The organism is Roseivivax halotolerans (assembly GCF_900115815.1).
GTDB lineage: Bacteria > Pseudomonadota > Alphaproteobacteria > Rhodobacterales > Rhodobacteraceae > Roseivivax > Roseivivax halotolerans.
Window position 1 is genome coordinate 22,701 of the sequence record NZ_FOXV01000017.1, and the last position, 20,149, is coordinate 42,849.

Annotated in this window: 23 protein-coding genes and 1 tRNA gene; 11 read left to right on the forward strand and 13 right to left on the reverse strand. The window is 63.8% G+C overall.

All coding sequences use genetic code 11. The annotated features are described in order from the left end of the window. Positions 1-8: 8 nt before the first annotated feature. Together fabB and fabA are read right to left on the reverse strand one after the other, a co-directional pair. Positions 9-1,238 (reverse strand): beta-ketoacyl-ACP synthase I, encoded by a 1,230-nt coding sequence (fabB, locus tag BM171_RS17035; protein ID WP_093015290.1) that lies wholly within the window; start codon positions 1,236-1,238, stop codon positions 9-11. A gap of 40 nt (positions 1,239-1,278) precedes the next feature. Further along, positions 1,279-1,788, reverse strand: coding sequence for a bifunctional 3-hydroxydecanoyl-ACP dehydratase/trans-2-decenoyl-ACP isomerase (gene fabA, locus BM171_RS17040; protein ID WP_093015293.1), 510 nt, complete (start codon positions 1,786-1,788; stop codon positions 1,279-1,281). Between the two features lie 180 nt (positions 1,789-1,968). Here fabA and irrA point away from each other — a divergent pair, with 180 nt between their 5' ends. Both irrA and BM171_RS17050 read left to right on the forward strand, forming a co-directional pair. Continuing rightward, positions 1,969-2,391 carry an iron response transcriptional regulator IrrA gene (gene irrA / locus BM171_RS17045; RefSeq protein ID WP_093015296.1) on the forward strand — a complete coding sequence of 141 codons (423 nt, stop codon included), beginning with the start codon at positions 1,969-1,971 and terminating at the stop codon, positions 2,389-2,391. Positions 2,392-2,621: 230 nt separating this feature from the next. Continuing rightward, positions 2,622-3,854, forward strand: a complete 1,233-nt coding sequence (locus BM171_RS17050) for a GAF domain-containing sensor histidine kinase (protein ID WP_093015299.1) — start codon at positions 2,622-2,624, stop codon at positions 3,852-3,854. A gap of 25 nt (positions 3,855-3,879) precedes the next feature. On the opposite strand, the gene BM171_RS17055 is transcribed toward BM171_RS17050, so the two are convergent. The 3 genes from BM171_RS17055 to BM171_RS17065 form a co-directional block, all read right to left on the reverse strand. Next, positions 3,880-3,965 (reverse strand) — tRNA-Leu (locus BM171_RS17055). A 48-nt stretch (positions 3,966-4,013) separates the two neighbouring features. Beyond that, positions 4,014-4,553 (reverse strand): tetratricopeptide repeat protein, encoded by a 540-nt coding sequence (locus BM171_RS17060; RefSeq protein ID WP_093015302.1) that lies wholly within the window; start codon positions 4,551-4,553, stop codon positions 4,014-4,016. Positions 4,554-4,584: 31 nt separating this feature from the next. Continuing rightward, positions 4,585-5,061 carry an Lrp/AsnC family transcriptional regulator gene (locus BM171_RS17065; RefSeq protein ID WP_093015444.1) on the reverse strand — a complete coding sequence of 159 codons (477 nt, stop codon included), beginning with the start codon at positions 5,059-5,061 and terminating at the stop codon, positions 4,585-4,587. A gap of 105 nt (positions 5,062-5,166) precedes the next feature. On the opposite strand from BM171_RS17065, the gene putA reads away from it, so the two are divergent. The 3 genes from putA to BM171_RS17080 all read left to right on the forward strand — a co-directional run bounded on the left by putA (position 5,167) and on the right by BM171_RS17080 (position 9,822). Beyond that, the gene (gene putA / locus BM171_RS17070; RefSeq protein ID WP_093015308.1) at positions 5,167-8,589 is read left to right on the forward strand and encodes a bifunctional proline dehydrogenase/L-glutamate gamma-semialdehyde dehydrogenase PutA; all 3,423 of its coding nucleotides are present in this window, start codon (positions 5,167-5,169) and stop codon (positions 8,587-8,589) included. An 82-nt stretch (positions 8,590-8,671) separates the two neighbouring features. Beyond that, positions 8,672-9,451, forward strand: coding sequence for a rhomboid family intramembrane serine protease (locus BM171_RS17075; RefSeq protein WP_093015311.1), 780 nt, complete (start codon positions 8,672-8,674; stop codon positions 9,449-9,451). Continuing rightward, complete coding sequence (locus tag BM171_RS17080) at positions 9,448-9,822, forward strand: GFA family protein (RefSeq protein WP_093015314.1); 375 nt, start codon at positions 9,448-9,450, stop codon at positions 9,820-9,822. Before BM171_RS17075 ends, BM171_RS17080 begins: the two co-directional genes overlap by 4 nt. Here the strand turns inward: BM171_RS17080 and BM171_RS17085 are convergent. The 5 genes from BM171_RS17085 to thyX form a co-directional block, all read right to left on the reverse strand. Further along, positions 9,819-10,610, reverse strand: coding sequence for an inositol monophosphatase family protein (locus BM171_RS17085; RefSeq protein WP_093015317.1), 792 nt, complete (start codon positions 10,608-10,610; stop codon positions 9,819-9,821). The two genes, BM171_RS17080 and BM171_RS17085, sit on opposite strands and share 4 nt — an antisense overlap. Before the next feature lie 67 nt (positions 10,611-10,677). Further along, positions 10,678-11,007: a hypothetical protein gene (locus tag BM171_RS17090; protein WP_093015320.1), complete on the reverse strand. Its 330-nt coding sequence runs from the start codon at positions 11,005-11,007 to the stop codon at positions 10,678-10,680. Positions 11,008-11,186: 179 nt separating this feature from the next. Continuing rightward, on the reverse strand, positions 11,187-11,801 hold the full coding sequence (locus BM171_RS17095) for an outer membrane protein (RefSeq protein WP_245760319.1): 615 nt from the start codon (positions 11,799-11,801) through the stop codon (positions 11,187-11,189). Positions 11,802-11,997: 196 nt separating this feature from the next. Further along, positions 11,998-12,393, reverse strand: coding sequence for a DUF2177 family protein (locus BM171_RS17100; protein WP_093015322.1), 396 nt, complete (start codon positions 12,391-12,393; stop codon positions 11,998-12,000). 104 nt (positions 12,394-12,497) lie between these two features. Further along, the gene (thyX, locus tag BM171_RS17105) at positions 12,498-13,409 is read right to left on the reverse strand and encodes an FAD-dependent thymidylate synthase (protein ID WP_093015325.1); all 912 of its coding nucleotides are present in this window, start codon (positions 13,407-13,409) and stop codon (positions 12,498-12,500) included. Positions 13,410-13,607: 198 nt separating this feature from the next. On the opposite strand from thyX, the gene BM171_RS17110 reads away from it, so the two are divergent. From BM171_RS17110 to BM171_RS17125, 4 genes are all read left to right on the forward strand, one after another. Continuing rightward, the gene (locus tag BM171_RS17110) at positions 13,608-14,648 is read left to right on the forward strand and encodes a hypothetical protein (RefSeq protein WP_093015328.1); all 1,041 of its coding nucleotides are present in this window, start codon (positions 13,608-13,610) and stop codon (positions 14,646-14,648) included. A 1-nt stretch (position 14,649) separates the two neighbouring features. Further along, positions 14,650-15,927, forward strand: coding sequence for a tetratricopeptide repeat protein (locus BM171_RS17115; RefSeq protein ID WP_093015331.1), 1,278 nt, complete (start codon positions 14,650-14,652; stop codon positions 15,925-15,927). A gap of 86 nt (positions 15,928-16,013) precedes the next feature. Next, positions 16,014-16,448 (forward strand): VOC family protein, encoded by a 435-nt coding sequence (locus tag BM171_RS17120; RefSeq protein WP_093015334.1) that lies wholly within the window; start codon positions 16,014-16,016, stop codon positions 16,446-16,448. Next, a complete protein-coding gene (locus BM171_RS17125; protein ID WP_093015337.1) occupies positions 16,415-17,164 on the forward strand; it encodes a DUF1194 domain-containing protein in 750 nt (249 codons plus the stop codon). The genes BM171_RS17120 and BM171_RS17125 overlap by 34 nt, the downstream gene beginning before the upstream one ends. Before the next feature lie 10 nt (positions 17,165-17,174). On the opposite strand, the gene BM171_RS17130 is transcribed toward BM171_RS17125, so the two are convergent. The 3 genes from BM171_RS17130 to BM171_RS17140 all read right to left on the reverse strand — a co-directional run bounded on the left by BM171_RS17130 (position 17,175) and on the right by BM171_RS17140 (position 18,440). Continuing rightward, positions 17,175-17,672: a MarR family winged helix-turn-helix transcriptional regulator gene (locus tag BM171_RS17130; RefSeq protein ID WP_093015340.1), complete on the reverse strand. Its 498-nt coding sequence runs from the start codon at positions 17,670-17,672 to the stop codon at positions 17,175-17,177. Positions 17,673-17,748: 76 nt separating this feature from the next. After that, positions 17,749-18,048 (reverse strand): succinate dehydrogenase assembly factor 2, encoded by a 300-nt coding sequence (locus tag BM171_RS17135; RefSeq protein WP_093015343.1) that lies wholly within the window; start codon positions 18,046-18,048, stop codon positions 17,749-17,751. Then, positions 18,045-18,440, reverse strand: coding sequence for a helix-turn-helix domain-containing protein (locus BM171_RS17140; RefSeq protein WP_093015346.1), 396 nt, complete (start codon positions 18,438-18,440; stop codon positions 18,045-18,047). The genes BM171_RS17135 and BM171_RS17140 overlap by 4 nt, the downstream gene beginning before the upstream one ends. Before the next feature lie 94 nt (positions 18,441-18,534). Between BM171_RS17140 and BM171_RS17145 the strand changes: the two genes are divergently transcribed. Together BM171_RS17145 and BM171_RS17150 are read left to right on the forward strand one after the other, a co-directional pair. Continuing rightward, positions 18,535-19,746: a pyridoxal phosphate-dependent aminotransferase gene (locus BM171_RS17145; protein WP_093015349.1), complete on the forward strand. Its 1,212-nt coding sequence runs from the start codon at positions 18,535-18,537 to the stop codon at positions 19,744-19,746. Beyond that, a complete protein-coding gene (locus tag BM171_RS17150; protein ID WP_093015352.1) occupies positions 19,743-20,147 on the forward strand; it encodes a hypothetical protein in 405 nt (134 codons plus the stop codon). Before BM171_RS17145 ends, BM171_RS17150 begins: the two co-directional genes overlap by 4 nt. Positions 20,148-20,149 lie beyond the last annotated feature (2 nt).

Genomic DNA, 20,149 nt, shown 5'->3' on the forward strand with positions numbered 1-20,149 from the left:
CTTTGCGCTCAGCCCTCGAAGCGCGACAGCAGCATCGAGCCGTTCGTCCCGCCGAAGCCAAAGGAATTGGTCATTACCGTGTCGAGCCCCGCGCCTTCGCGCAGCTCGGTCGCGATCTCTTCGGGTTTCAGTGCGGGATCGAGCGTCTCCACGTTGATCGAAGGCGCGATGAAATCGTTCTGCAGCATCAGAAGGCAATAGACGGCTTCCTGCGCGCCGGTCGCGCCCTGGCTGTGCCCGGTCATCGACTTGGTGGAGGAGACGGGCGGCGTCTGTCCGTCGCCGAAAACGCGACGAACCGCCTCGATCTCACCGACATCGCCCACCGGCGTCGAGGTGCCATGCGCGTTGATGTAACCGACGCGGCGGCCCTCGGGCAGTGTCTGGAGTGCGATCCGCATCGCCCGCTCACCGCCTTCCCCGGACGGCGCGACCATGTCATGCCCGTCGGAAGTCGCACCATAGCCTGTGACCTCGGCATAGATCTTTGCGCCGCGGGCCTTGGCGTGCTCGAGATCCTCGAGCACGAGGATGCCGCCGCCGCCGCCGATCACGAAGCCGTCTCGATCCGCGTCGAACGCGCGCGAGGCTTTCTCGGGCGTGTCGTTGAACTTCGAGGACATCGCGCCCATCGCGTCGAAAAGGCACGACAGCGTCCAGTCGAGCTCCTCGCCGCCGCCGGCGAACATCACGTCCTGCTTACCCATCATGATCTGCTCGGCCGCATTGCCGATGCAATGCAGGGACGTCGAACAGGCCGAGGTGATCGAGTAGTTGATGCCCTTGATCTTGAACGCGGTCGAGAGGTTGGCCGAGATCGTCGAGGACATGCATTTCGGCACCGCGAAAGGACCGATCCGCTTGGGCGAGCCCTTTTCCAGCACGATCTGGTGCGAGGCGAGCATCGCCGAGGTGGACGGACCGCCCGAGCCCGCGACGAGCCCCGTGCGCGGGTTCGAGATGTCGCTTTCCTCGAGCCCGGAATCGGCGATGGCCTGGGTCATGGCGATATGCGCGAAGGCCGCGCCCGGCCCCATGAAGCGCAACGTGCGCTTGTCCACATGCTCGGACACGTCGAGCTTGATGTCGCCCGCGATCTGGCTGCGGAAGCCATGCTCTTTCATGGCCTCATTGGCGGTGATGCCCGAGCGGCCGGCCTTCAGTGAAGCCAGCACCTCTTCGGCGTTGTTTCCGATGGACGAGACGATGCCCAATCCCGTGACGACGACGCGGCGCATGGCGCTCTCCTCTGCTCGATTTGCCTTGTTCGGGATGACGTCAGGTTTCCGACAGCGCCACCTTCATGTCCTTGACCTGGTAGATGGTTTCGCCGTCGGCCTCCACGCGCCCGTCTGCGACGCCCATCGTCAGGCGGCGAGTCTGCACGGCCTTTGTGAAGTCGACGTAATAGGTCAGCATCTTGCGGTCGGGCCGAACCATGCCGGTCAGCTTCACCTCACCGACGCCCAGCGCGTAGCCACGCCCCTGCCAGCCGCGCCAACCGAGGTTGAAGCCGGTCAGCTGCCAGAGCCCGTCGAGACCGAGGCAACCCGGCATGATCGGGTTGCCCGGAAAATGGCATTCGAAGAACCACAGGTCCGGGTGGATGTCGAACTCGGCACGAACGTGGCCCTTGCCGTTCGGACCGCCATCGCCCGAGATGTCGGTGATGCGGTCCATCATCAGCATCGGCGGCTCCGGAAGCTGGGCGTTGCCCGGTCCGAACAGCTCGCCCCGCGCGCATTTCAAGAGGTCATCCCTGTCGAAGCTGGTCGGGTAGTCGGCCATTCGTGGGGCACCTTTTTCTGTCAAATGTCCAAAGTCACGCCCCACTATCACCGGGCCAGCGCGCCATGCAAGCCTGCCACGCCTTCGCGCGCACGGCTCACACTACTGGAAAGCGATTGAAATCAGGCGACCTGAACCCCTATATTCAAGACATTGGACGCAACGGAGGCGCCACATCTCATGACGCTCACGGCTACAGAACGCGGCACCGCATGGCTGACCGAGGCCGGCGTGCGCCCGACGCGGCAGCGGGTGACACTCGCCGCGCTGCTGATGGGCGACGGGCGCCATCGCCACGTCACCGCCGAGAGCCTGTTCGCCGCGGTCGAGCATCGGGGCGAGAAAGTCTCGCTGGCGACCGTTTACAACACGCTGCGCGCCTTCTGCGATGCGGGCCTCATCCAAGAGGTGACCGTCGACGGATCGAAAAGCTATTTCGACACCAATACGCATGATCATCCGCACTTCTTCTGGGAAGAGGACGGCAAGCTGACCGACGCGCCGGCAGAGGCGCTCGAGATCGCGCGTCTGCCCGATGCCCCTGAAGGAGCCGAGATCGCGAGCGTGGATGTCGTGATCCGCCTCAGACGGAAAAGCGTCTAGCACCGCAAGCCTACGGCACCCGGACGTCAAGTCTGCTTTCGAGTATGTCGCTCATCCCGTTTGGCGTCTTCGAAGAAGCCCGATGCACGGCACCCGGGTGCGAGAGCGCTTCTGCGATCGTGTCACTTCCCTGCCCTTTCAGCCTTGAACCGCCACTGACATCCCGCGGGGCGACCACAATCTCGACAAAGTCCTGAACCTTTATGGGGCTGTCAGGAAAGAGGTGTGCCGTGCGTAACTATCCGATTCCCTTCAACGAGACCGAGCGCCTTGGAGCTTTGGCAGAGGTCGCAGGTTTGCGCGACGACAATACCGCGCTCTTCGACCACCTGTCCGATATGGTCCGGCAGCTTTTCGATTGCCCGATCGGGCATATCAGCGTCGTCGAGGATGAGGGGCAATGGTACAAATCCGTTGTCGGCATGGAGCTTGGCCCGATGCCGAAGGAGCACTCCTTCTGCGTGCATACGATCATGTCCGATGACGTTCTGGTCGTTCCAGATCTTTCCAAGGATCCGCGCTTCGCGGACCATCCGATGGTTGCCGAAGGCGGACCGGGCGCGCGTTTCTACGCGGGCGTGCCGCTGGTTCTGAATTCCGGCTACCGGATCGGCAGCATCTGCGCGCTGGACGTGACGCCGCATGAAGCTCCGACTCCGCAACAGCTCGATCTTCTCAGAACCCTCGGAAAGACGGTCGTTGCGGCACTCGAGAAAGCACCCGCCGAAGGCGCGAGTGACGCCCAACCCTCGGGCCCGTCGACCTTTATCGACCTTGTCGGACATGAACTCAGAACCCCGATCACAGTCATGCTTGGCGGCCTGCGGCTCATCGAGGCGACAGGTACGGCGAGCGCGACCAGCGCCTTGGCAAAATCTGCCCGCCGATCGGCAGAGCATCTCGATCAGCTCGTCGAGACCATCATCCGCTATTCAAACGCTGCAACGCACGAGCTTCTGCTTCACGAGCAAACGGCCGGGTTGAAAGCCTTGCTGGAAGAGGTGGTCGACATTCACCGCCCCTCCGCAGAGGACGCGGAAAAGTCGCTCGTACTCGATCAGGACGTGCCCGACATCGAGCTGCAGATCGACACCGACCAGATCAAGCTAGCGCTGACCGCGCTTTTGCTCAACGCGCATGTACATGGCGGGCGCGGCATGACGGTGCGAGCCGCGTTCGATGCGGACGGACATCTCGAGATCGTGGTGACCGATGACGGCAAGCTCGATGACAAGCTCGATCTTCAGGAACTTTACAAGCCGTTCGTGGTCGGCTCGCGTCTCCCCCAGCGCGGAACGCAAGGCGGCCTTGGCCTTGGACTGCCCCTGACCCGCAAGCTCGTCGAGCTGCATGGCGGCGAATTCGAGGTCAGACCGCTTGCCCACGCGACCGAAGCCGTCATTCGCTTGCCGAAATGGCGGATGGAACTGGCAAAATGCAACGAGCTGCTGGCTGCCAGCTGAGAGGCGCGCGACCCGCCCAGAATCGTGGTACCCGCGGCCGGACTCGAACCGGCACGGCCTTTCGGCCCAGGGATTTTAAGTCCCATGTGTCTACCATTCCACCACGCGGGCCCGTGATCCGGCCCTGTCTAGCGGCATGATCGCGAAAGGAAAAGCGGATCAGAGCTCCTGACCCGGAGGTTCGGTCATAAGATGCCGCTCGGCGAGCCAGGGATTGAGATCGAGTGCTGCGCGAAGCGCCGCTTGCGCCTCGGCATCCCGGCCGAGGCCCATCAAGGTCAGCGCCTTCCCGGACAACGCCGCCACGTGGCGCGGGTTCAGCTCGAGTGCGCGCTCGAGATCGGGAAGCGCGGCCGCGAAATCCTCGCGCAGAAAACTGACGAAGGCGCGCTGATTGTAGCCTTCGGCATAATCCGGGCAGTATTCGACGAGCCGGTCGAACGCGTCCATCGCGCGCAGGAAGTCGTAACTGCCCCGAGCGCGCATGCCTGAGTTCAGCAGCTCCTGCGCCGGCTCGTCCGGCGCATCCGTCCACAGCTCCCATAGCTCGTTCGACAGAACCTGCGCGTCCATCTCGCGATCAACGGTCTGGATGCGGCCAAGGATCGCCGAGATCTCCTCGGAATGGTCCGGTGGCGGCGGACAGTCAGCTAATGCCGCGACGGGCGCTAGGGTGGCGATAAGGAAAACCCGGATCATGTCGAAGCGTCACCCAAGCAGCCCTGCCCGATCAAGTCACTTCGGCGAGACCGTCTTCCTTCACCGCCTCCATCGCGACATAGGTCGAGGTCGAGGCGATATGCGGCAGTTTCGAGATATGGTCGGCCAGAACCCGGCGATAGCGGCGCATATCCGGTGTGCGAACCTTCAGAAGATAGTCGAAATTCCCCGCAATGAGATGCGCCTGCTCGATCTCGGGTATCCGAGCGACTGCCTCGTTGAACGCGGCGAGCGCCGCTTCGGACGTGTCGTGCAGCCGCACCTCCACGAACGCGACGTGATCGAGGCCCAGTCGGATCGGATCGAGAATCGCGCGGTAGCCGAGGATCGTGCCGCTTTCCTCGAGCCGTTTAAGGCGGGCTTGCGTCGGTGACTTCGACAGGCCGATCCTGCGGGCTAGCTCGGTAACAGAGAGGCGTCCCTCGGAGGCAAGCGTCGTGAGAATCGCACGATCGAACCGGTCCAAATCGTCCAGATCGGATTGCATCGCATAACCTCCGTTTTTCAGGCGCATTGACTGACAATGATGCGGTCAACAGTCCGCTTTCCCGCTGAATACGCTATAGCTTAGGCCAAACCGACGGAGGACACCATGCCCAGAGACGCCACTTCCGAGCTGCGCCGCGAAATCGACGCACTGACCTACGCCGATGAACGCAAGCTGGTCGAAGAACTGCGCGGCGAGGCCGGGCTCTCCGAGGCCGATCGCAAGCGCATCTCCGAGGCGGGGGCCGAGCTTGTCACCAAGATTCGCAACCACGCGCGTCCGGGCCTGATGGAGACATTCCTCGCCGAATACGGGCTCTCGACCGATGAGGGCATTGCGCTCATGTGTCTGGCCGAGGCGCTGCTGCGCGTGCCCGACGCCGAGACGATCGACGCGCTGATCGAGGACAAGATCGCGCCCTCCGACTGGGGCAAGCACATGGGCCATTCGACCTCGTCGCTGGTCAATGCCTCGACCTGGGCGCTGATGCTGACGGGCAACGTGCTCAAGGATCACGAGCCCGGCCCCGTCGCGCATCTGCGCGGCGCGATCAAGCGGCTCGGCGAGCCGGTCATCCGCCGCGCGGTCGGTCAGGCGATGCGCGTCATGGGTCAGCAATTCGTTCTGGGCGAGACCATCGAAAGCGCGATGAAGCGCGCCGCGAAGCAAGAGGAAAAGGGCTATACCTATTCCTACGACATGCTCGGCGAGGCCGCCCGCACCGAAGAGGATGCGCGGCGCTATCATCTCTCCTATTCCAAGGCGATCAACGCCATCGCGGGCGCTGCGAAATCCAAGGACATCCGCGACAACCCGGGTATCTCGGTCAAGCTGTCGGCCCTGCATCCGCGCTATGACGAGCTGCAATACGAGCAGGTCATGGAATACGTCGTCCCACGTCTGCGGACGCTCTGCGGCATCGCGCGCTCGGCGGGGATCGGCCTCAACATCGATGCCGAGGAAGCGGATCGGCTCGCGATCTCGCTCGATGTGATCGAAACGGTGCTCTCCGATCCCGCGCTCAAGGGCTGGGGCGGCTTCGGTGTCGTCGTGCAAGCCTACGGCAAGCGCGCGGGTCCGACGCTCGACTGGCTCTATGACCTAGCCGAGCGTCTCGACCGCAAGATCATGGTGCGTCTCGTGAAAGGCGCCTATTGGGATACCGAGATCAAGCGCGCGCAAGTCATTGGCGTCGACAGCTTTCCGGTCTTCACTTCTAAATCGGCGACCGACATTTCCTTCATCGCCAATGCGCGGAAGCTTCTCGGCATGACCGACCGGATCTACCCGCAATTTGCCACGCATAACGCCCACACCGCCGCCGCGATCATCGACATGGGGGCCGATCCGGGCGTCTACGAGTTTCAGCGGCTGCACGGCATGGGCGAGGCGCTGCACGAGATCCTGATGCGCGAGAACGGCACGCGGTGCCGGATCTACGCCCCTGTGGGCGCGCATCGCGACCTTCTGGCCTATCTCGTGCGCCGGCTTCTGGAAAACGGGGCGAACTCGTCCTTCGTGAACCAGATCGTCGACGAGAACGTGCCGCCAAAGGTCGTCGCCGCCGACCCGTTTGAAAGCGTCGAGTTTCCCGACCTCGCGACCGGGCCGGAACTGTTCGCGCCCGAGCGCAAGAATTCCCAAGGCTGGGACACGCGGCACCGACCGACGCTCGCAAAGATCGAAGCGGATCGCGGCGCTTACAAGACCCAGAGTTGGGACGCGAAGCCGCTCCTGGCCGTCGAGGCCGAGGCGGGCGAGAAAGACCCGATCCTGAACCCGGCAAATCGCAACGATCAAGTCGGCACGGTCACATGGGCCACGCCCGAAACCGTGACCGCCGCCGCGGGTGCGGCCAAAGTCTGGGATGCGAGCCCGGAAGAACGCTCGCGCATACTCAACAAGATCGCGGATCTCTACGAGGCGCGGTATGGCGAGCTTTTCGCGATCCTGCATCGCGAGGCGGGCAAGATGCTGTTCGATGCCGTGGCCGAAGTCCGCGAAGCGGTCGACTTCCTGCGCTATTACGCCAACCGGACGGCAGGCGATCCGCCGGTCGGCACCTTCGTGTGCATCTCGCCGTGGAACTTCCCGCTCGCCATCTTCACCGGCCAGATCGCCGCGGCGCTCGCGGCGGGCAACGCGGTTCTCGCGAAACCGGCCGAGCAGACGCCGCTCATCGGCTGGCGCGCGGCAGAGCTGATGCACGAGGCGGGTGTGCCCCGCGAGGTTCTGCAGCTCCTGCCCGGTGCGGGAGATGTGGGTGCGGCGATGACGTCCACGCCCGGCGTGAACGGCGTCGCCTTCACCGGTTCGACCGAGACGGCGCGGCTGATCCACGCCTCTGTCGCCAAGCATCTGGAACCCGGCGCGCCGCTGATCGCGGAGACAGGCGGGCTCAACGCGATGATCGTCGATTCCACCGCCCTGCCCGAACAGGCGGTCGCGGCCATCGTCGAATCGGCCTTCCAGTCGGCAGGCCAGCGCTGCTCCGCTCTGCGCTGTCTCTACGTTCAGGAAGATATTGCAGAAAGCTTCCTCGAAATGCTGACAGGCGCGATGGAGGCCCTGCAGATCGGCACGCCTTGGGATGTGTCGACCGATGTCGGCCCGGTGATCGACGCCGAGGCGCACAAGGACATCACCGGCTATATCGACGCGGCGCGAAAGGACGGGCGCATCCTCAAGGAATGCGCCGTGCCCTCGGACGGCTACTTCGTCCCGCCCGCGCTGATCCGGGTGAAGGGGATCGGCGATCTCGAGCGCGAGGTCTTCGGACCGGTCCTGCATGTCGCGACCTACAAGGCCGAGAAGCTCGACCGTGTGATCGACGACATCAACGGCACGGGTTACGGGCTGACCTTTGGCTTGCAGACCCGGATCGACGACCGTGTGCAGCACGTCTCGGAGCGGATCGAGGCCGGCAACATCTACGTCAATCGCAACCAGATCGGCGCGATCGTGGGCTCGCAGCCCTTTGGTGGCGAGGGATTGTCGGGCACCGGACCGAAGGCGGGCGGGCCGCTCTACGTGGATCGCTTCCGCCGCCACACGGCCGATATGTCGGGCGAAAGCTGGTCCGGGAGTGACGATGCCAAGCGGATCGAAAAAGCGCTGACCACTGCAAAGCCTGCAAAGACGCTGGATCGGCAAGAGCTGCCGGGCCCGACGGGCGAGTCGAACATGCTCTACACCATGCCGCGGGACACGGTGCTTTGCCTCGGCCCCGGCAAGGAGGCGGCAGCGGCGCAGGTCAAGGCGATCGAAGCTCTTGGAGGCAAGGCCGTGGCTGCGGAAGGCAGCATCGAGGCGAAGGTTCTGACTTCGCTCAACGGTCTCTCATCTGCGATCTGGTGGGGCGACGAAGAGACGGCACGGACTTATCGCTCCGCGTTGGCAGACCTCGACGGACCGATCGTGCCGCTCATCACCGGGGCCCCCGACACGGGTCACGCGCGGATGGAGCGACATGTCTGCGTCGACACGACCGCCGCGGGCGGTAACGCCAAGCTCCTGAGCGGGGTCTGATCCCTGCGGCCGCACGATCTTTTGCCGGATCGTGCGGCCGTCTGCGCTTGACGCCGCGCTGCCGCATGCCAAGCTCCCTGCCATGTTTCCGATCCGCGATCACAACCCGTCCGGCGTCACGCCTTTCATCACCTACGGGCTGATCGCGGCAAATATCCTGATCTTCATTGGATATTACGACCTTTTCTCGGATGTTCGCGCGCTCAACGTCTTTTTCTGGGACTGGGCGCTCATCCCGGCCCGCATGTCGGCCGGTGAAGGCTATGGCGGCCTTTTGACCTCGATGTTCCTGCATGGCGGCATTCTGCACCTTGCGGGCAACATGCTGTTTCTGTTCATCTTCGGCGACAACGTCGAGGACGAGCTTGGCCATTTGGGCTATCTTGGTTTCTACCTCGCCAGCGGTATCGGGGCGGGCCTCGCGCAATACGTCACCGCGCCCTTCAGCCAGGTGCCGATGGTCGGGGCATCCGGGGCCATCGCGGGAGTGATGGGGGCGTATCTGCTGCTGTTCCCCAAAGCGCGGGTCGATATCCTCGTGATCCTGATCATCATCTTCAAGATCATCACCATTCCCGCCTGGATCATGCTGGCGCTCTGGCTCGGCATGCAGTTCCTCGGCGGGTTTGGCACGCCCGCCGATGCGGGAGGCGTCGCATACTGGGCCCATGCGGGCGGGTTCGTCATCGGGATGCTGCTGGTCCTGCCGCTCTGGCTCAAACGCGGCGGTCCAGCCTTTTGGGAAAAGACCCACGGCCACCCGCCACATCCAGAGGCGCGCTATGCCTTCGTGCGCTCCAACGTGCCCATCGCGGGCCGGAGCAGACGCAGCCAACGAAGGAAGGGGCCTTGGGGACGATGAGCCAGCAGCATGAAACCCGACTGACCTGCCATTGTGGCGCGATCGAATTGCGCGTGACGCTATCGGACGGGCTGAACACGGCGCGGCGCTGCGATTGCTCCTATTGCCGCAGGCGCGCCGTGCCTGCCGTCTCGGTGCCGATGGGGGAGTTGGAGGTCGTCAAAGGCGCGGAGACGCTGACGCTCTACCAGTTCGGCACGATGACCGCGCAGCACCACTTCTGTTCGGTCTGCGGGATCTACATGTATCACCGCCGTCGTTCGAACCCGAACGAGTATGGCGTGAACATGGGCGCAATCGACGGGGTGAACCCCGCCGAACATGAGCCCATTCCCTGGAACGACGGGGTAAACCACCCCTCGGACCGTTAAACCTCGCGGATCAGGCGGGCGAACCCGTCATAGAGCTGGCCGTTGGCGCACAGGATCGCACCGCTTTCGAGCGGATCCTGACCTTCGCGCACACCCGAGACGAGCGCGCCGCCCTCGAGCGCCAGAAGCGATCCCGCAGCGAGGTTCCAGATGTTCAGCTCGCGCTGCCAGAACCCATCGAACCGCCCGGCCGCCACGTAGGCGAGGTTGAGCGAGGCCGCGCCCCAGTGGCGCACGCCGCCGCAAGCGGGCATCAGCTTTGCAAGATCCTTCAGGGTCGCCGGCAGCGTATGCTTGGCCGAGAAGGGCACGCCGGTGGCGAAGATCGCCTCGTGCATGCGCGAGCGGCCCGAGACGCGCATCCGCTTGTTGTCGTTGAGCCAGGAACCCGCCCCGCTCTCGGCATAGAACATCTCGTCCTTGGCGGCGTCGTAGACAACGCCAGCGACGATGCGGCCCTTGTGCTCGAGCGCGATGGAGATGGCCCAATGCGGCAGGCCGTGCTGGAAGTTGGCCGCGCCATCGAGCGGATCGACGATCCAGCGGCGGGTCGGGTCTTCGCCCTCGATCTCGGTCTCGCCCTTGGCCAGCCAGCCATAGGTGCCACGAGCGGTCGTCAGCTCTTCCTTCAGAACCTTCCCGGCGGCAAGGTCGGCGCGCTGCACGAAATCCGCGGCGCCCCGGGCCGAAGCCTGCAGGTTCTCGATCTCGCGAAAGTCCTTCACGAGCGATCGCCCGGCTTTCCGCGCGGCCTTGATCATGATGTTGATATTCGCGCTGCCCTGCATGTGCCCGGCCCTCAAGTCTTGTCAGGCCGGGCGTATACGCGGGGCGGCACGGGATGTGAAGGGCCGCTTAGTAGCGCGTCACACCCTTTTCGCCCTCGGGCGCATAATAGGTGCCTTTCACGCCCGCATGGCTCTGCGCGGGGCGATGATACACCTTACGGACGGCACCGGCGCGGTCGACATAGGGCGCGGCGTTCGGCTTGCCGCAGCAGATCTCGCCGCCGATCTGGACCGGCTGAAGACCCGCCGGGCAGTAATTCGCGACGCCTCGCACCTCGTGATAGAGGAAATTGGAATTAGGATCGTTATGGGTGCCCGTGTAGGCATCGCTGGCCAAGGCCGCGCCGCCCGTGAGGCACAGCGTGGCAAGGCCCAAAGCTGAGGATCTGATGAACATGATTGACTGCCCCTCGGCAAAAAATGATCGGATGCCAAGACCTTGGCCCCTACCAGGGATTTAGTCAATTTCTATCGCCGACGCGGCCGCGTTCCGGCCGGTGCAACTCAGCGTTTCCAAAGCGCAAACAAAAACGCCCGACCCAATGGGCCGGGCGCTTTAACGTTTAGAGGCGCACCTCAGAAACGGTAGTTCAGCGAGACGTTCGCGGAGGTCGCATCAAGCTCTGCGTCGTTGTCGAATTCGTTGAATTCCTGGTACACGACTTCGGTGCCGACGGTCACGTTCTCCTGCAGGAAGACCTCGTAGCCGACGCCTGCGAAGTAGCCATCGGAATCGCCGAGATCGTCATCCGCGCCGGTTGCCCGCGCGTAGCCGCCGGTGCCGTAGAAGAAGTTACGGCCGGAATCGACGCCGAGACGGCCGCCGAGGCGCATGATGTTGTCGAGCTCGCCCGAGTTTTCGAGTTCGATGTTGGCTTCGTCATACTGAAGGCCCACACCCGCGATGATGCTGTTGCCGAGGCGGAAGTCGTAGTTGCCGCGCACACCGATGCTGCCGCCTTCTTCTTCCTCGTCACCGAGGTCGGAGTCGAGGTCGAGGTCGTTGTAGCCGAGCTGCACACCAACCGACGGGCCGGTGAAGTCATAGACCGGCGCCGGAGCGGGCGCCGGCGTCGGGGCGGGTGCCATCGGCGCGGGCTCGGCCTTACCGGCCATCGGGTCGCCTGCGAATGCTGCGGTGGCGGTGGCGGCGCTGAGCGCCACGGCTGCGGTCATGGTTTTTGCGAACATGTATCTGCTCCGATTTTGTCACTGTTCAGGCGCCCTCGCTCCTGAGGACGTCGCAGCAGAAATGGGTATGAAAGCCGCTTCGTTCCGTCACGGAGCGGTCACGAATTTGTTCCGTTGCGGATGAGGAACACAGGCTGATTTCCGCTTCCTTTCCCGAGGCTTATCGGCGGAAAGCAGCGGAGTTCCGCCCGTGATCTCAGGACGTGAATCGCAGCACGAGCCAGACGCCCGCAAATGCCGAGAACCCGGTCAGCAGGGTCCCCCAGAGCGTGTCGGTGACAACCATCTGCCAGGACCAGTCCCGCATCACCGCCATCGAGGTGAACTCGTAGGTGCCATAAGCCATCGCGCCGATGATCGCGCCGTGCAGCCCCGCTCGAAGCGGCACCGCATCACGCAGCGCCGGGGCGGAGACCAGGAACACCAGCCCCGCGACATAGGCGAGGTAGAATGCCGCTGCCGGAAGAAGCATCGGGCTCTCGCGCATCGCATCGCCAAGGTGCCGCGAGAAGATCGGCTTCATCACGCTCGTGAGCATGATCGCGTCGAGGACCAGGAAAATAAGCGCGGTGAGAATATAAAGAAGGAGCATGGCGGGGCCTCTCTGCCGTGTATCGCAGAGGTAGCGGCGCCAAGGCAGGAGGAAAGGACGCAGCCTTTGAATGGCTTGGCGCTTGACGCTTCGAGCGCAAGCCCTTATTGGCTGCCGATCACCCCCTGAAACTCACGCCATTCGCCCTTGGACATGCCGGAATTTTCCTGCGTCACCTCTTCGCCGTTGAGCATCCGGCGCACGCAATCGAGCGCGCCGGCCGAGAGTGTCGCGCCGCCCATACGGTAATCCTCGAACGCCTTGTAAGCGGCGGGCACCCAGTCCTTGACCATCTCGCAGATCGCCTCGGCATAGACGCGGATCTCGTATTGCGCGTGGGCATCCGCACGCAGGCGCAGGAAATGCAGAAGGTTATGCAGGTCCACCTTCCAATACCATTGCGTGTAAATGTTCGCCGGCAGGTTCATCCGCGCCAGTTCCCGCGCGAGGCCCTGCTGCCCTTCGTCCGAGATCATCTCTTCGTAATGGTCGTAGGCGCGCATCGCGTCGTCCCGCAGGTAGCGCAGCACGCGGTCCGCCTCCTCCCCCGAGAGCGCCTCGCCCCGCCCCTGGTTGTTGACCGTCGATTGCGCGGCCAGCGCCTCGGGTGCGGGGATGTAGAATTCGCGGTCGAGGATCGAGTATCGCGCCGAGTATTCGTTCACGTTGGCCGTGCGGTGCCGGATCCACTGCCGCGCGACGAAGACCGGCAGCTTCACATGAAGCTTGATCTCGCACATCTCGAACGGCGTCGAATGCCAGTGACGCATGAGGTAGCGGATCAGCCCCTCGTCGTTCGACACGCTCTTCGTGCCCCTCCCGTAGGAGACGCGCGCGGCCTGACAGATCGCGCTGTCGTCGCCCATGTAGTCGATCACGCGGACAAAACCGTGATCGAGCACGGGCCGCGCATGGTAGAGATGCTGCTCCATCCCCGGCACGGTCGCGCGCAGCGTCGTTTGCGTCTGCCCGCGCAGGGCGTCGATTTCGGCCTGTTGGTCCGGGGTGAGGGTCATGGAGGCACTCCGCCGCTAGATGAGTCGCTTTTGACTATATCTTGCAGAGTATGCGGCAGAAAACCACCATATGAAGTCGTGCAATTCCGTCGCGCGGGCCGCGCTTTCTGCGCCCGGCCCGCGCGACGGAATTGACTTGCCGCACGGCTCTGACAACCAATTCAGGCAAAAGAGCAGACAAAAACCGAGGCAGGACACATGACCCGCATTCTAGCGATGCTCATCGCATTGGCGATGCTATCGGCCTGTGGCGATGGCGGATCCAGCGGCAACCCGATTTCGCGCAGCGCAACGGACGACGGAACCGATGACGGTACGGATGATGGAACCGATGACGGCACGGATGACGGGACGGACGATGGCACCGAGGATACCGATCCCGGGGAAATCGCGCTCGAGGATGTCACACGGATCACGCTGGAAGGCGACACGCTACTGGTCGAAGGGCTGAGCCTCGATGGCGGCGCCCCTGTGACTGCATATGCGCGCCGCGCCGATCTCGATCAGAACGGCTTTCTGGCCTACGTGATCCAGGACGACCCGCTCGATCGCTATTCGCGTGCCTATTCCGCCGCTGACAACAACAGCGGCTCTGTGCGCGGCTCGGTCGTGGCAACCGGCGGACAGTTCAACAAGATCTTCAACGGCGTCTTTGTCGCGCGCGACGGCGATTACGACCCGCCCGAAGCCACCGAGACGACAGGCCTTGTCAGCTATGCCGGCGGCTACGTCGGCATCATGAACATCTTCGGCCCGACCCCCGATCTCATTCCGATCGACCCCGATACGCCGATCGAGGTTGTGCCTGGCGGCGTCGTTCTGACCACGACCGGCGAGGTCTTCATCAACGCCGATTTCGCGGACAACATCGTGAATGGCACGGTGTATGACCGGGTCATCGTCGAGACCGGCGACGATCTGCCGTCGCTCGTTCTTGCGCCGACCGATATCAGCGAGAACGGGGAGTTCTCCGGAACGGTCGAATACAGCGAGGTCCAGCCTGTCTATTCCACCGAGGATGTCGGCAATGGCAGCCCCGGCACCTATGAAGGCGTCTTCGGCGGACCGGACGCGGAAGCGGTGGCCGGTGGTCTGGTGCTGAACAACAACGATGGACAGGCCGACGTTCTGGGCTTCGAAGACGAGCTCGAGGTCGGCACCTTCGTGCTCGACAAATGCGGGACCGCGGGTGCGACGGATCCGATCTGCGATCAGACCAACCCGGATTTCTCGAGGTAACGTGCGGCCCGGGGTCATCAGTCTATTGGCGAGCGCCGCTCTGGCGCTCGCCGCCGGCTCTGCAGCCAGTGCGCAGGAACAGACGCTGACCCTGCCCGAGGCGCGCAGCCTGGCCTATGACCTCGTGCGTTTCGGGCACCTGCCCGCTGCCGAAGACCTTCTGACCGAGATCCTTGCGAAAAACCCTGACGATAGCGGCTCTCTTTTCCTACGCGCCCGCATCGCCGAAGCCAAAGGCGATCCGGCTGGCGCGAAGCGGGCCGCCGCCCGCGTCTTCCGCCTGGCCGAAGATGACCGCGCGCGGTTCGCCGCTTCGGAGATCGCCGCGCGGTCGGCCTTCCGGTCGGGCAGCTACACGAACAGCCAGCTCTGGTTGCGCCGCGCCTACGAGGCCGCGCCGGACGAGATCACGCGCAATGCGGTGGCCGACGATTACCGTCAGGTCCGTGCGATCAATCCGCTGTGGTTCTCGCTCAAGGCCTCCGTCGCGCCGTCGTCGAACGTGAATGACGGCTCGTCGGACGATTTCAACGAGATCGCGGGCGTCGATGCAGTGGGGCTTCTGTCGGGGTCGGCCAAGGCGCTCGAAGGGGTCGAGGCACGGCTGCAATTCGATCTGAGCTACCGGCTCGCGCAGGGCAAGCAGTGGCGCAATTCGGCGATATTCCGTCACTACGAGCGCCGGGTCGAGCTGAGCGCGGATGCGCAGGAACAGGCCCCGGATCTGGAGAATGACGATTTCGACCAGACGACGATGGAGGCCGGGATCAGGCACGAAGTCGTCTCTGCATCCGGCCGAACGGGCGCGGCCCTCACGCTGACCGGCGGGCGGACATGGTACGGGCAGGACTCGCAATTCGATTTCGCGCGAGGCGACACCCGCGGCTGGATCAAGCTGACCGACGCGCTGCGTTTCAGCGCGGGCTATGGCCTCGAGCTGCGACGGCTCGAGGATCGCCCAGAGGAGACCGAACGCTACGACCGGCTGAGCCTCGGGCTGAGCTACGGCCTCTCCGTCGGGACGCTCAGCGGCACCCTGCACGGCCAGATCAGCGTGAGCGAAGCGCATTATTCGGACTATGTCGTCGGCATCATCGAAGTGCCGGGCGGTCGTCAGGACACCTCCTATTCGGCTGGGCTGACGATGAGTTTCTCGGCGCTCGACTATGCCGGATTCGTGCCGGAAGTCGCGGTGACCGCCGAGAGCCGCTCGTCGAATGTCAGCCGCTTCGACACCGAAGAAGTCAGCGTTCGCTTCGGGATTTCTTCGGCCTTTTGACCGCTTCGGGCGCGACGGGCATCTCGACAGCGGGCGGAAAGCCCCTACCCTGTCACCGCAGACTGAACAGGAAAGGTGCGGCATCCATGTCGATCGAATATCTGCACACGATGGTCCGGGTGAAGGATCTCGAGAAATCCATGGCATTTTACGAAATGCTCGGCCTGAAGGAGCGGACGCGCAAAGAGGTCGAGGCCGGCCGCTTCACGCTGGTCTTCATGTGCCCTCCGGGCCAGGACGACGGGCACAACGATGTCGAGTTGACTTACAACTGGGATGGCGACGACCAGCTTCCCGACGACAGCCGTCATTTCGGCCACCTCGCCTACCGCGTCGATGATATCTACGCGCTCTGCCAGAAGCTGATGGATAACGGCGTGACGATCAATCGCCCGCCGCGGGACGGACACATGGCCTTCGTCCGCTCGCCCGACAACGTGTCGGTGGAGCTTTTGCAGAAGGGCGACGCGAAGGAGCCGCAGGAGCCGTGGGCCTCGATGGAGAATACCGGGCATTGGTGAGGCGCGCCCTCTCCGCCGCGGCCCTTGCGGGGGCTGCGGTGTGGGCCGCGCCTCCGGTCGCGGCGCAGGAAGGCTGCCGGCTCGCGCTCGTGCTCGCGCTCGATGTCTCAAGCTCGGTCGATGATCGAGAGTATATCCTGCAACGGGACGGCGCGGCGGCCGCGCTGGACGACCCGGACATCCGCCGCGCGATCCTGTCGGGGCCCGGCCACGTGGCGCTGTCCATCTATGAATGGAGCGGACGTCAACAGAACGAAATCGTCATGGACTGGACCGTGCTGCGCCAGGGTTCCGATCTCGACGCGGTCATCGAGCGGCTGAGGGGCTTTCCGCGCAGCCAGAGCCGCTTTCCGACGGCGATGGGCTATGCGCTGGGCTACGGCTCGACGCTGCTGGCGCGCGGGCCTGACTGCACTCGCCGGGTGATCGACATCTCCGGTGACGGTATCACGAATGACGGGTTCGGGCCGCAACTGGCCTATAAGCACTTCCCCTTTTCCGGCGTCACGGTGAACGGGCTCGCTGTTCTCGGGGCCGATCCGATGGTCGCCGATTATTACGCTTCGAACGTGGCACATGGGCCAGGGGCTTTTGTCGAGCTGTCGGACGGCTACGAAGGATATCGCCGCGCCATGACCCGCAAGCTCTTCCGCGAAATCAACAACATCGTCGTCGGTGGAGACGTCGGTGGCGGGCGTGGCCCGCATCCGGGCTGACGACGCGACCCTAGTAAATATACCGGATCTGATCGCTCCAGTACCGCTCCACCCGTTTGAGGGTATGGGTAAGATCGGCAAACCCGTCCTCGCCGATCACCCCCTTGTCCCGCATCCCATCGGCGTGGTTGGCAAAGAGCCTGGCGATGACATCCCGAATGCCCCGCCCCTTCTCGGTCAGGCGGACGCGAACGGAGCGCCTGTCGATTTCGCATCTTTGGTGGTGCATATACCCGGCATCGACCAGCTTCTTGAGATTGTAGCTGACATTCGAACCCTGGTAATAGCCACGCGATTTCAGCTCTCCCGCAGTGACCTCGTTGTCGCCGATATTGAACAGCAAGAGAGCCTGCACCGCGTTGATCTCAAGGACGCCGACGCGTTCGAACTCATCCTTGATGACGTCGAGAAGCAGCCTGTGCAGCCGTTCGACCATCGCCAGCGTTTCGAGATAGGACCCCATGAAGCCCGTACCGTCGATGCGGCCGATCTGGGACTGGATACTCATGCCTGTGCTCCGCACTTTTGCGATTGGCAGGCAGAACACCTCAAAAGATCGAAAAAACCGTTAAGCCGGCCCAGCGTTATCGGTCGGACGCCGCGTATCCTTCGGCAATGGCTTCCCGGATCTCGCCTACGATCGCCTCATGACGCGCGGGCGGCTCGATTTGACCGGTCACCCACTGGTAGAGATCCTGGTCGTTCTCGGACAGGAGCGCATCATAGGCGTCGAGGCCACCCTCCTCCATCGCCGCGAGCTTGGCCGCGGCGAAGCGCATTAGGATCAGGTCCATTTCCTTGATGCCGCGCCGCATCGAGCGCATGGTCAGGCGCTTGACGCGATGCTCGCGGGTCTCGTGGGGATTGCGGCTTTCCTCGATCATGCGGTTTCGGTCTGGACGGCCGTGCGGAGGCGTTTCTCGACCCGTCCGGCCCGTTCGGCGAGGGTCTTCATCTCGGTTCGGATCGCCCGCAACTCGGCCAGCGCGTCGCGGATATCCGCAGTCTGAGAGATCTCTTCGGAGGGCGCGGAAACCCCGTCACCCTCGCCCGTCAGCAGCCAGATCATCGAGACGTTGAGCAGGCCCGAGATCATCGACAGCTTGTTGGCGCGCGGTTCTGAAAGATCGTTCTCCCAGTTCTGCAGCGTCCGCAGCTTCACGCCGAGACGGCGAGCCAGTTGCTCGGGCGTCATCTGGGCCGCGTCGCGGGCTGCCGCGATCCTGTCGCCGAACGTGGCGGCCTCGGGTCCGTACCAATCGAAATCGCTTGTCACGTCTCACTCTCCTCCAGTTTCCCGCGCCGGACTTGCCTTTCCGTCGCAGCTTTCATTACACCATTGCAAATCATTGTTTGCCCATGGTCCAGAGATGTCTTTCCTGTCGCGATCCTTAGATCGGGTGGCCCCGTCGCCCACTGTTGCCGTCACCCAGCTCGCGCGGGAGCTTGCGCTGGCCGGTCGCGACATCATCGGGCTTGGGGCCGGCGAGCCTGACTTTGACACGCCCGAGAACATCAAGGCTGCGGCCATTGCGGCGATTCATGCTGGGAAAACGAAATATACCGCGCCGGACGGCATTCCAGAGCTGAAGGCCGCGATCTGCGAGAAATTTCTGCGCGAAAACGGGTTGAGCTACGCGCCGTCGCAAGTCTCGGTCTCCACGGGCGGCAAGCAGGTCTTGTTCAACGCCGCCCTCGCGACCCTCAATCCGGGCGACGAGGTGGTGATTCCCGCGCCTTACTGGGTGAGCTACCCCGACATCGTGAAGCTGGCCGGCGCCGAGCCGGTAATTGTGCCGGCGGGCAGCGAAACGGGCTTCAAGATCACGCCCGAAGCGCTCGAGGCCGCGATCACACCGGGCACGAAGTGGTTCATCTTCAACTCTCCGTCGAACCCGACCGGCGCGGGGTATTCGCGCACCGAGCTGCAGGCATTGACCGACGTGCTGATGCGTCATCCGCATGTCTGGGTCATGTCCGACGACATGTACGAGCACCTCGCCTATGACGGGTTCGAGTTCTGCACCCCCGCCGAGGTGGAGCCGGGCCTCATGGACCGCACGCTCACTGTGAACGGCGTCTCCAAAGCCTACGCGATGACCGGCTGGCGCATCGGTTACGCGGCCGGCCCCGAAGAGCTCATCACCGCGATGCGGAAGGTGCAGTCGCAATCGACCACCAATCCATGCTCGATCAGCCAATGGGCGGCGGTCGAGGCGCTGACCGGGCCGCAGGATTTCCTGGCCGAACGGAACGCCGCCTTCGCAAGACGGCGTGATCTGGTCGTCAGCGCGCTCAACGAGGCGCCGCATCTTTCCTGCGAGGTGCCGCAAGGGGCATTCTACGTCTATCCGTCCTGCGGGGCCGCGATAGGCAAGACAAGTGCGGGCGGCACCCTGATCGCCGATGACGAGACATTCGCGCGTGCGCTTCTGGAAGAAGAAGGGGTCGCCGTCGTGTTTGGCGCGGCTTTCGGTCTTTCTCCGCATTTTCGCATCAGCTACGCCACCTCGGAAGATGATCTGCAAGAGGCATGTCGGCGGATTCATCGGTTCTGCGACGGCTTGAGAGAGGCGACATGACAGGCACATTGCCCGACTATTACTTCCGCATCCGCGAGAACGGCGCGCTCGTCTTCCGGATCGATACCGAGAACCGGCAGCGGCGGATCGAAATGGATCCGATCGCCGTCGCTAATATCCGCAACGGCGAGATCAAGCCGCAGGGCGACAGGGTTCTGTCGGATGAGGATTACGAGGAGATCCGGCGCTGGATGACGAAGCGGAAGGCGCTTCTGGCGCTGCGCGACATCGACGACATCCACCGCGCGATCGACCACATGAACCTGACGACGCATTGGGCCCAGACCCGCGCGACGGACGAGCAGCTCGAGGAAGTAACGGACGCGCTGCTTCTGGCGATGCACGATCTGCGGACCGTGCTGGTCCGGAAGAAGGCGGACCGGCTGACGACCAGCGACTGACG

Excerpts from the sequence above, each read along its gene's own strand:
- BM171_RS17130 (WP_093015340.1), bottom strand. The coding sequence starts at position 17,672 with ATGAGTATCCAGTCCCAGATCGGCCGCATCGACGGTACGGGCTTCATG.
- fabA (WP_093015293.1), bottom strand. The coding sequence starts at position 1,788 with ATGGCCGACTACCCGACCAGCTTCGACAGGGATGACCTCTTGAAATGC.
- BM171_RS17075 (WP_093015311.1), top strand. The coding sequence starts at position 8,672 with ATGTTTCCGATCCGCGATCACAACCCGTCCGGCGTCACGCCTTTCATC.
- BM171_RS17120 (WP_093015334.1), top strand. The coding sequence starts at position 16,014 with ATGTCGATCGAATATCTGCACACGATGGTCCGGGTGAAGGATCTCGAG.
- BM171_RS17145 (WP_093015349.1), top strand. The coding sequence starts at position 18,535 with ATGTCTTTCCTGTCGCGATCCTTAGATCGGGTGGCCCCGTCGCCCACT.
- putA (WP_093015308.1), top strand. The coding sequence starts at position 5,167 with ATGCCCAGAGACGCCACTTCCGAGCTGCGCCGCGAAATCGACGCACTG.
- BM171_RS17110 (WP_093015328.1), top strand. The coding sequence starts at position 13,608 with ATGACCCGCATTCTAGCGATGCTCATCGCATTGGCGATGCTATCGGCC.
- fabB (WP_093015290.1), bottom strand. The coding sequence starts at position 1,238 with ATGCGCCGCGTCGTCGTCACGGGATTGGGCATCGTCTCGTCCATCGGA.
- BM171_RS17135 (WP_093015343.1), bottom strand. The coding sequence starts at position 18,048 with ATGATCGAGGAAAGCCGCAATCCCCACGAGACCCGCGAGCATCGCGTC.
- BM171_RS17060 (WP_093015302.1), bottom strand. The coding sequence starts at position 4,553 with ATGATCCGGGTTTTCCTTATCGCCACCCTAGCGCCCGTCGCGGCATTA.
- BM171_RS17090 (WP_093015320.1), bottom strand. The coding sequence starts at position 11,007 with ATGTTCATCAGATCCTCAGCTTTGGGCCTTGCCACGCTGTGCCTCACG.
- BM171_RS17150 (WP_093015352.1), top strand. The coding sequence starts at position 19,743 with ATGACAGGCACATTGCCCGACTATTACTTCCGCATCCGCGAGAACGGC.
- BM171_RS17065 (WP_093015444.1), bottom strand. The coding sequence starts at position 5,061 with ATGCAATCCGATCTGGACGATTTGGACCGGTTCGATCGTGCGATTCTC.
- BM171_RS17085 (WP_093015317.1), bottom strand. The coding sequence starts at position 10,610 with ATGCAGGGCAGCGCGAATATCAACATCATGATCAAGGCCGCGCGGAAA.
- BM171_RS17080 (WP_093015314.1), top strand. The coding sequence starts at position 9,448 with ATGAGCCAGCAGCATGAAACCCGACTGACCTGCCATTGTGGCGCGATC.
- thyX (WP_093015325.1), bottom strand. The coding sequence starts at position 13,409 with ATGACCCTCACCCCGGACCAACAGGCCGAAATCGACGCCCTGCGCGGG.
- BM171_RS17095 (WP_245760319.1), bottom strand. The coding sequence starts at position 11,801 with ATGTTCGCAAAAACCATGACCGCAGCCGTGGCGCTCAGCGCCGCCACC.
- irrA (WP_093015296.1), top strand. The coding sequence starts at position 1,969 with ATGACGCTCACGGCTACAGAACGCGGCACCGCATGGCTGACCGAGGCC.
- BM171_RS17100 (WP_093015322.1), bottom strand. The coding sequence starts at position 12,393 with ATGCTCCTTCTTTATATTCTCACCGCGCTTATTTTCCTGGTCCTCGAC.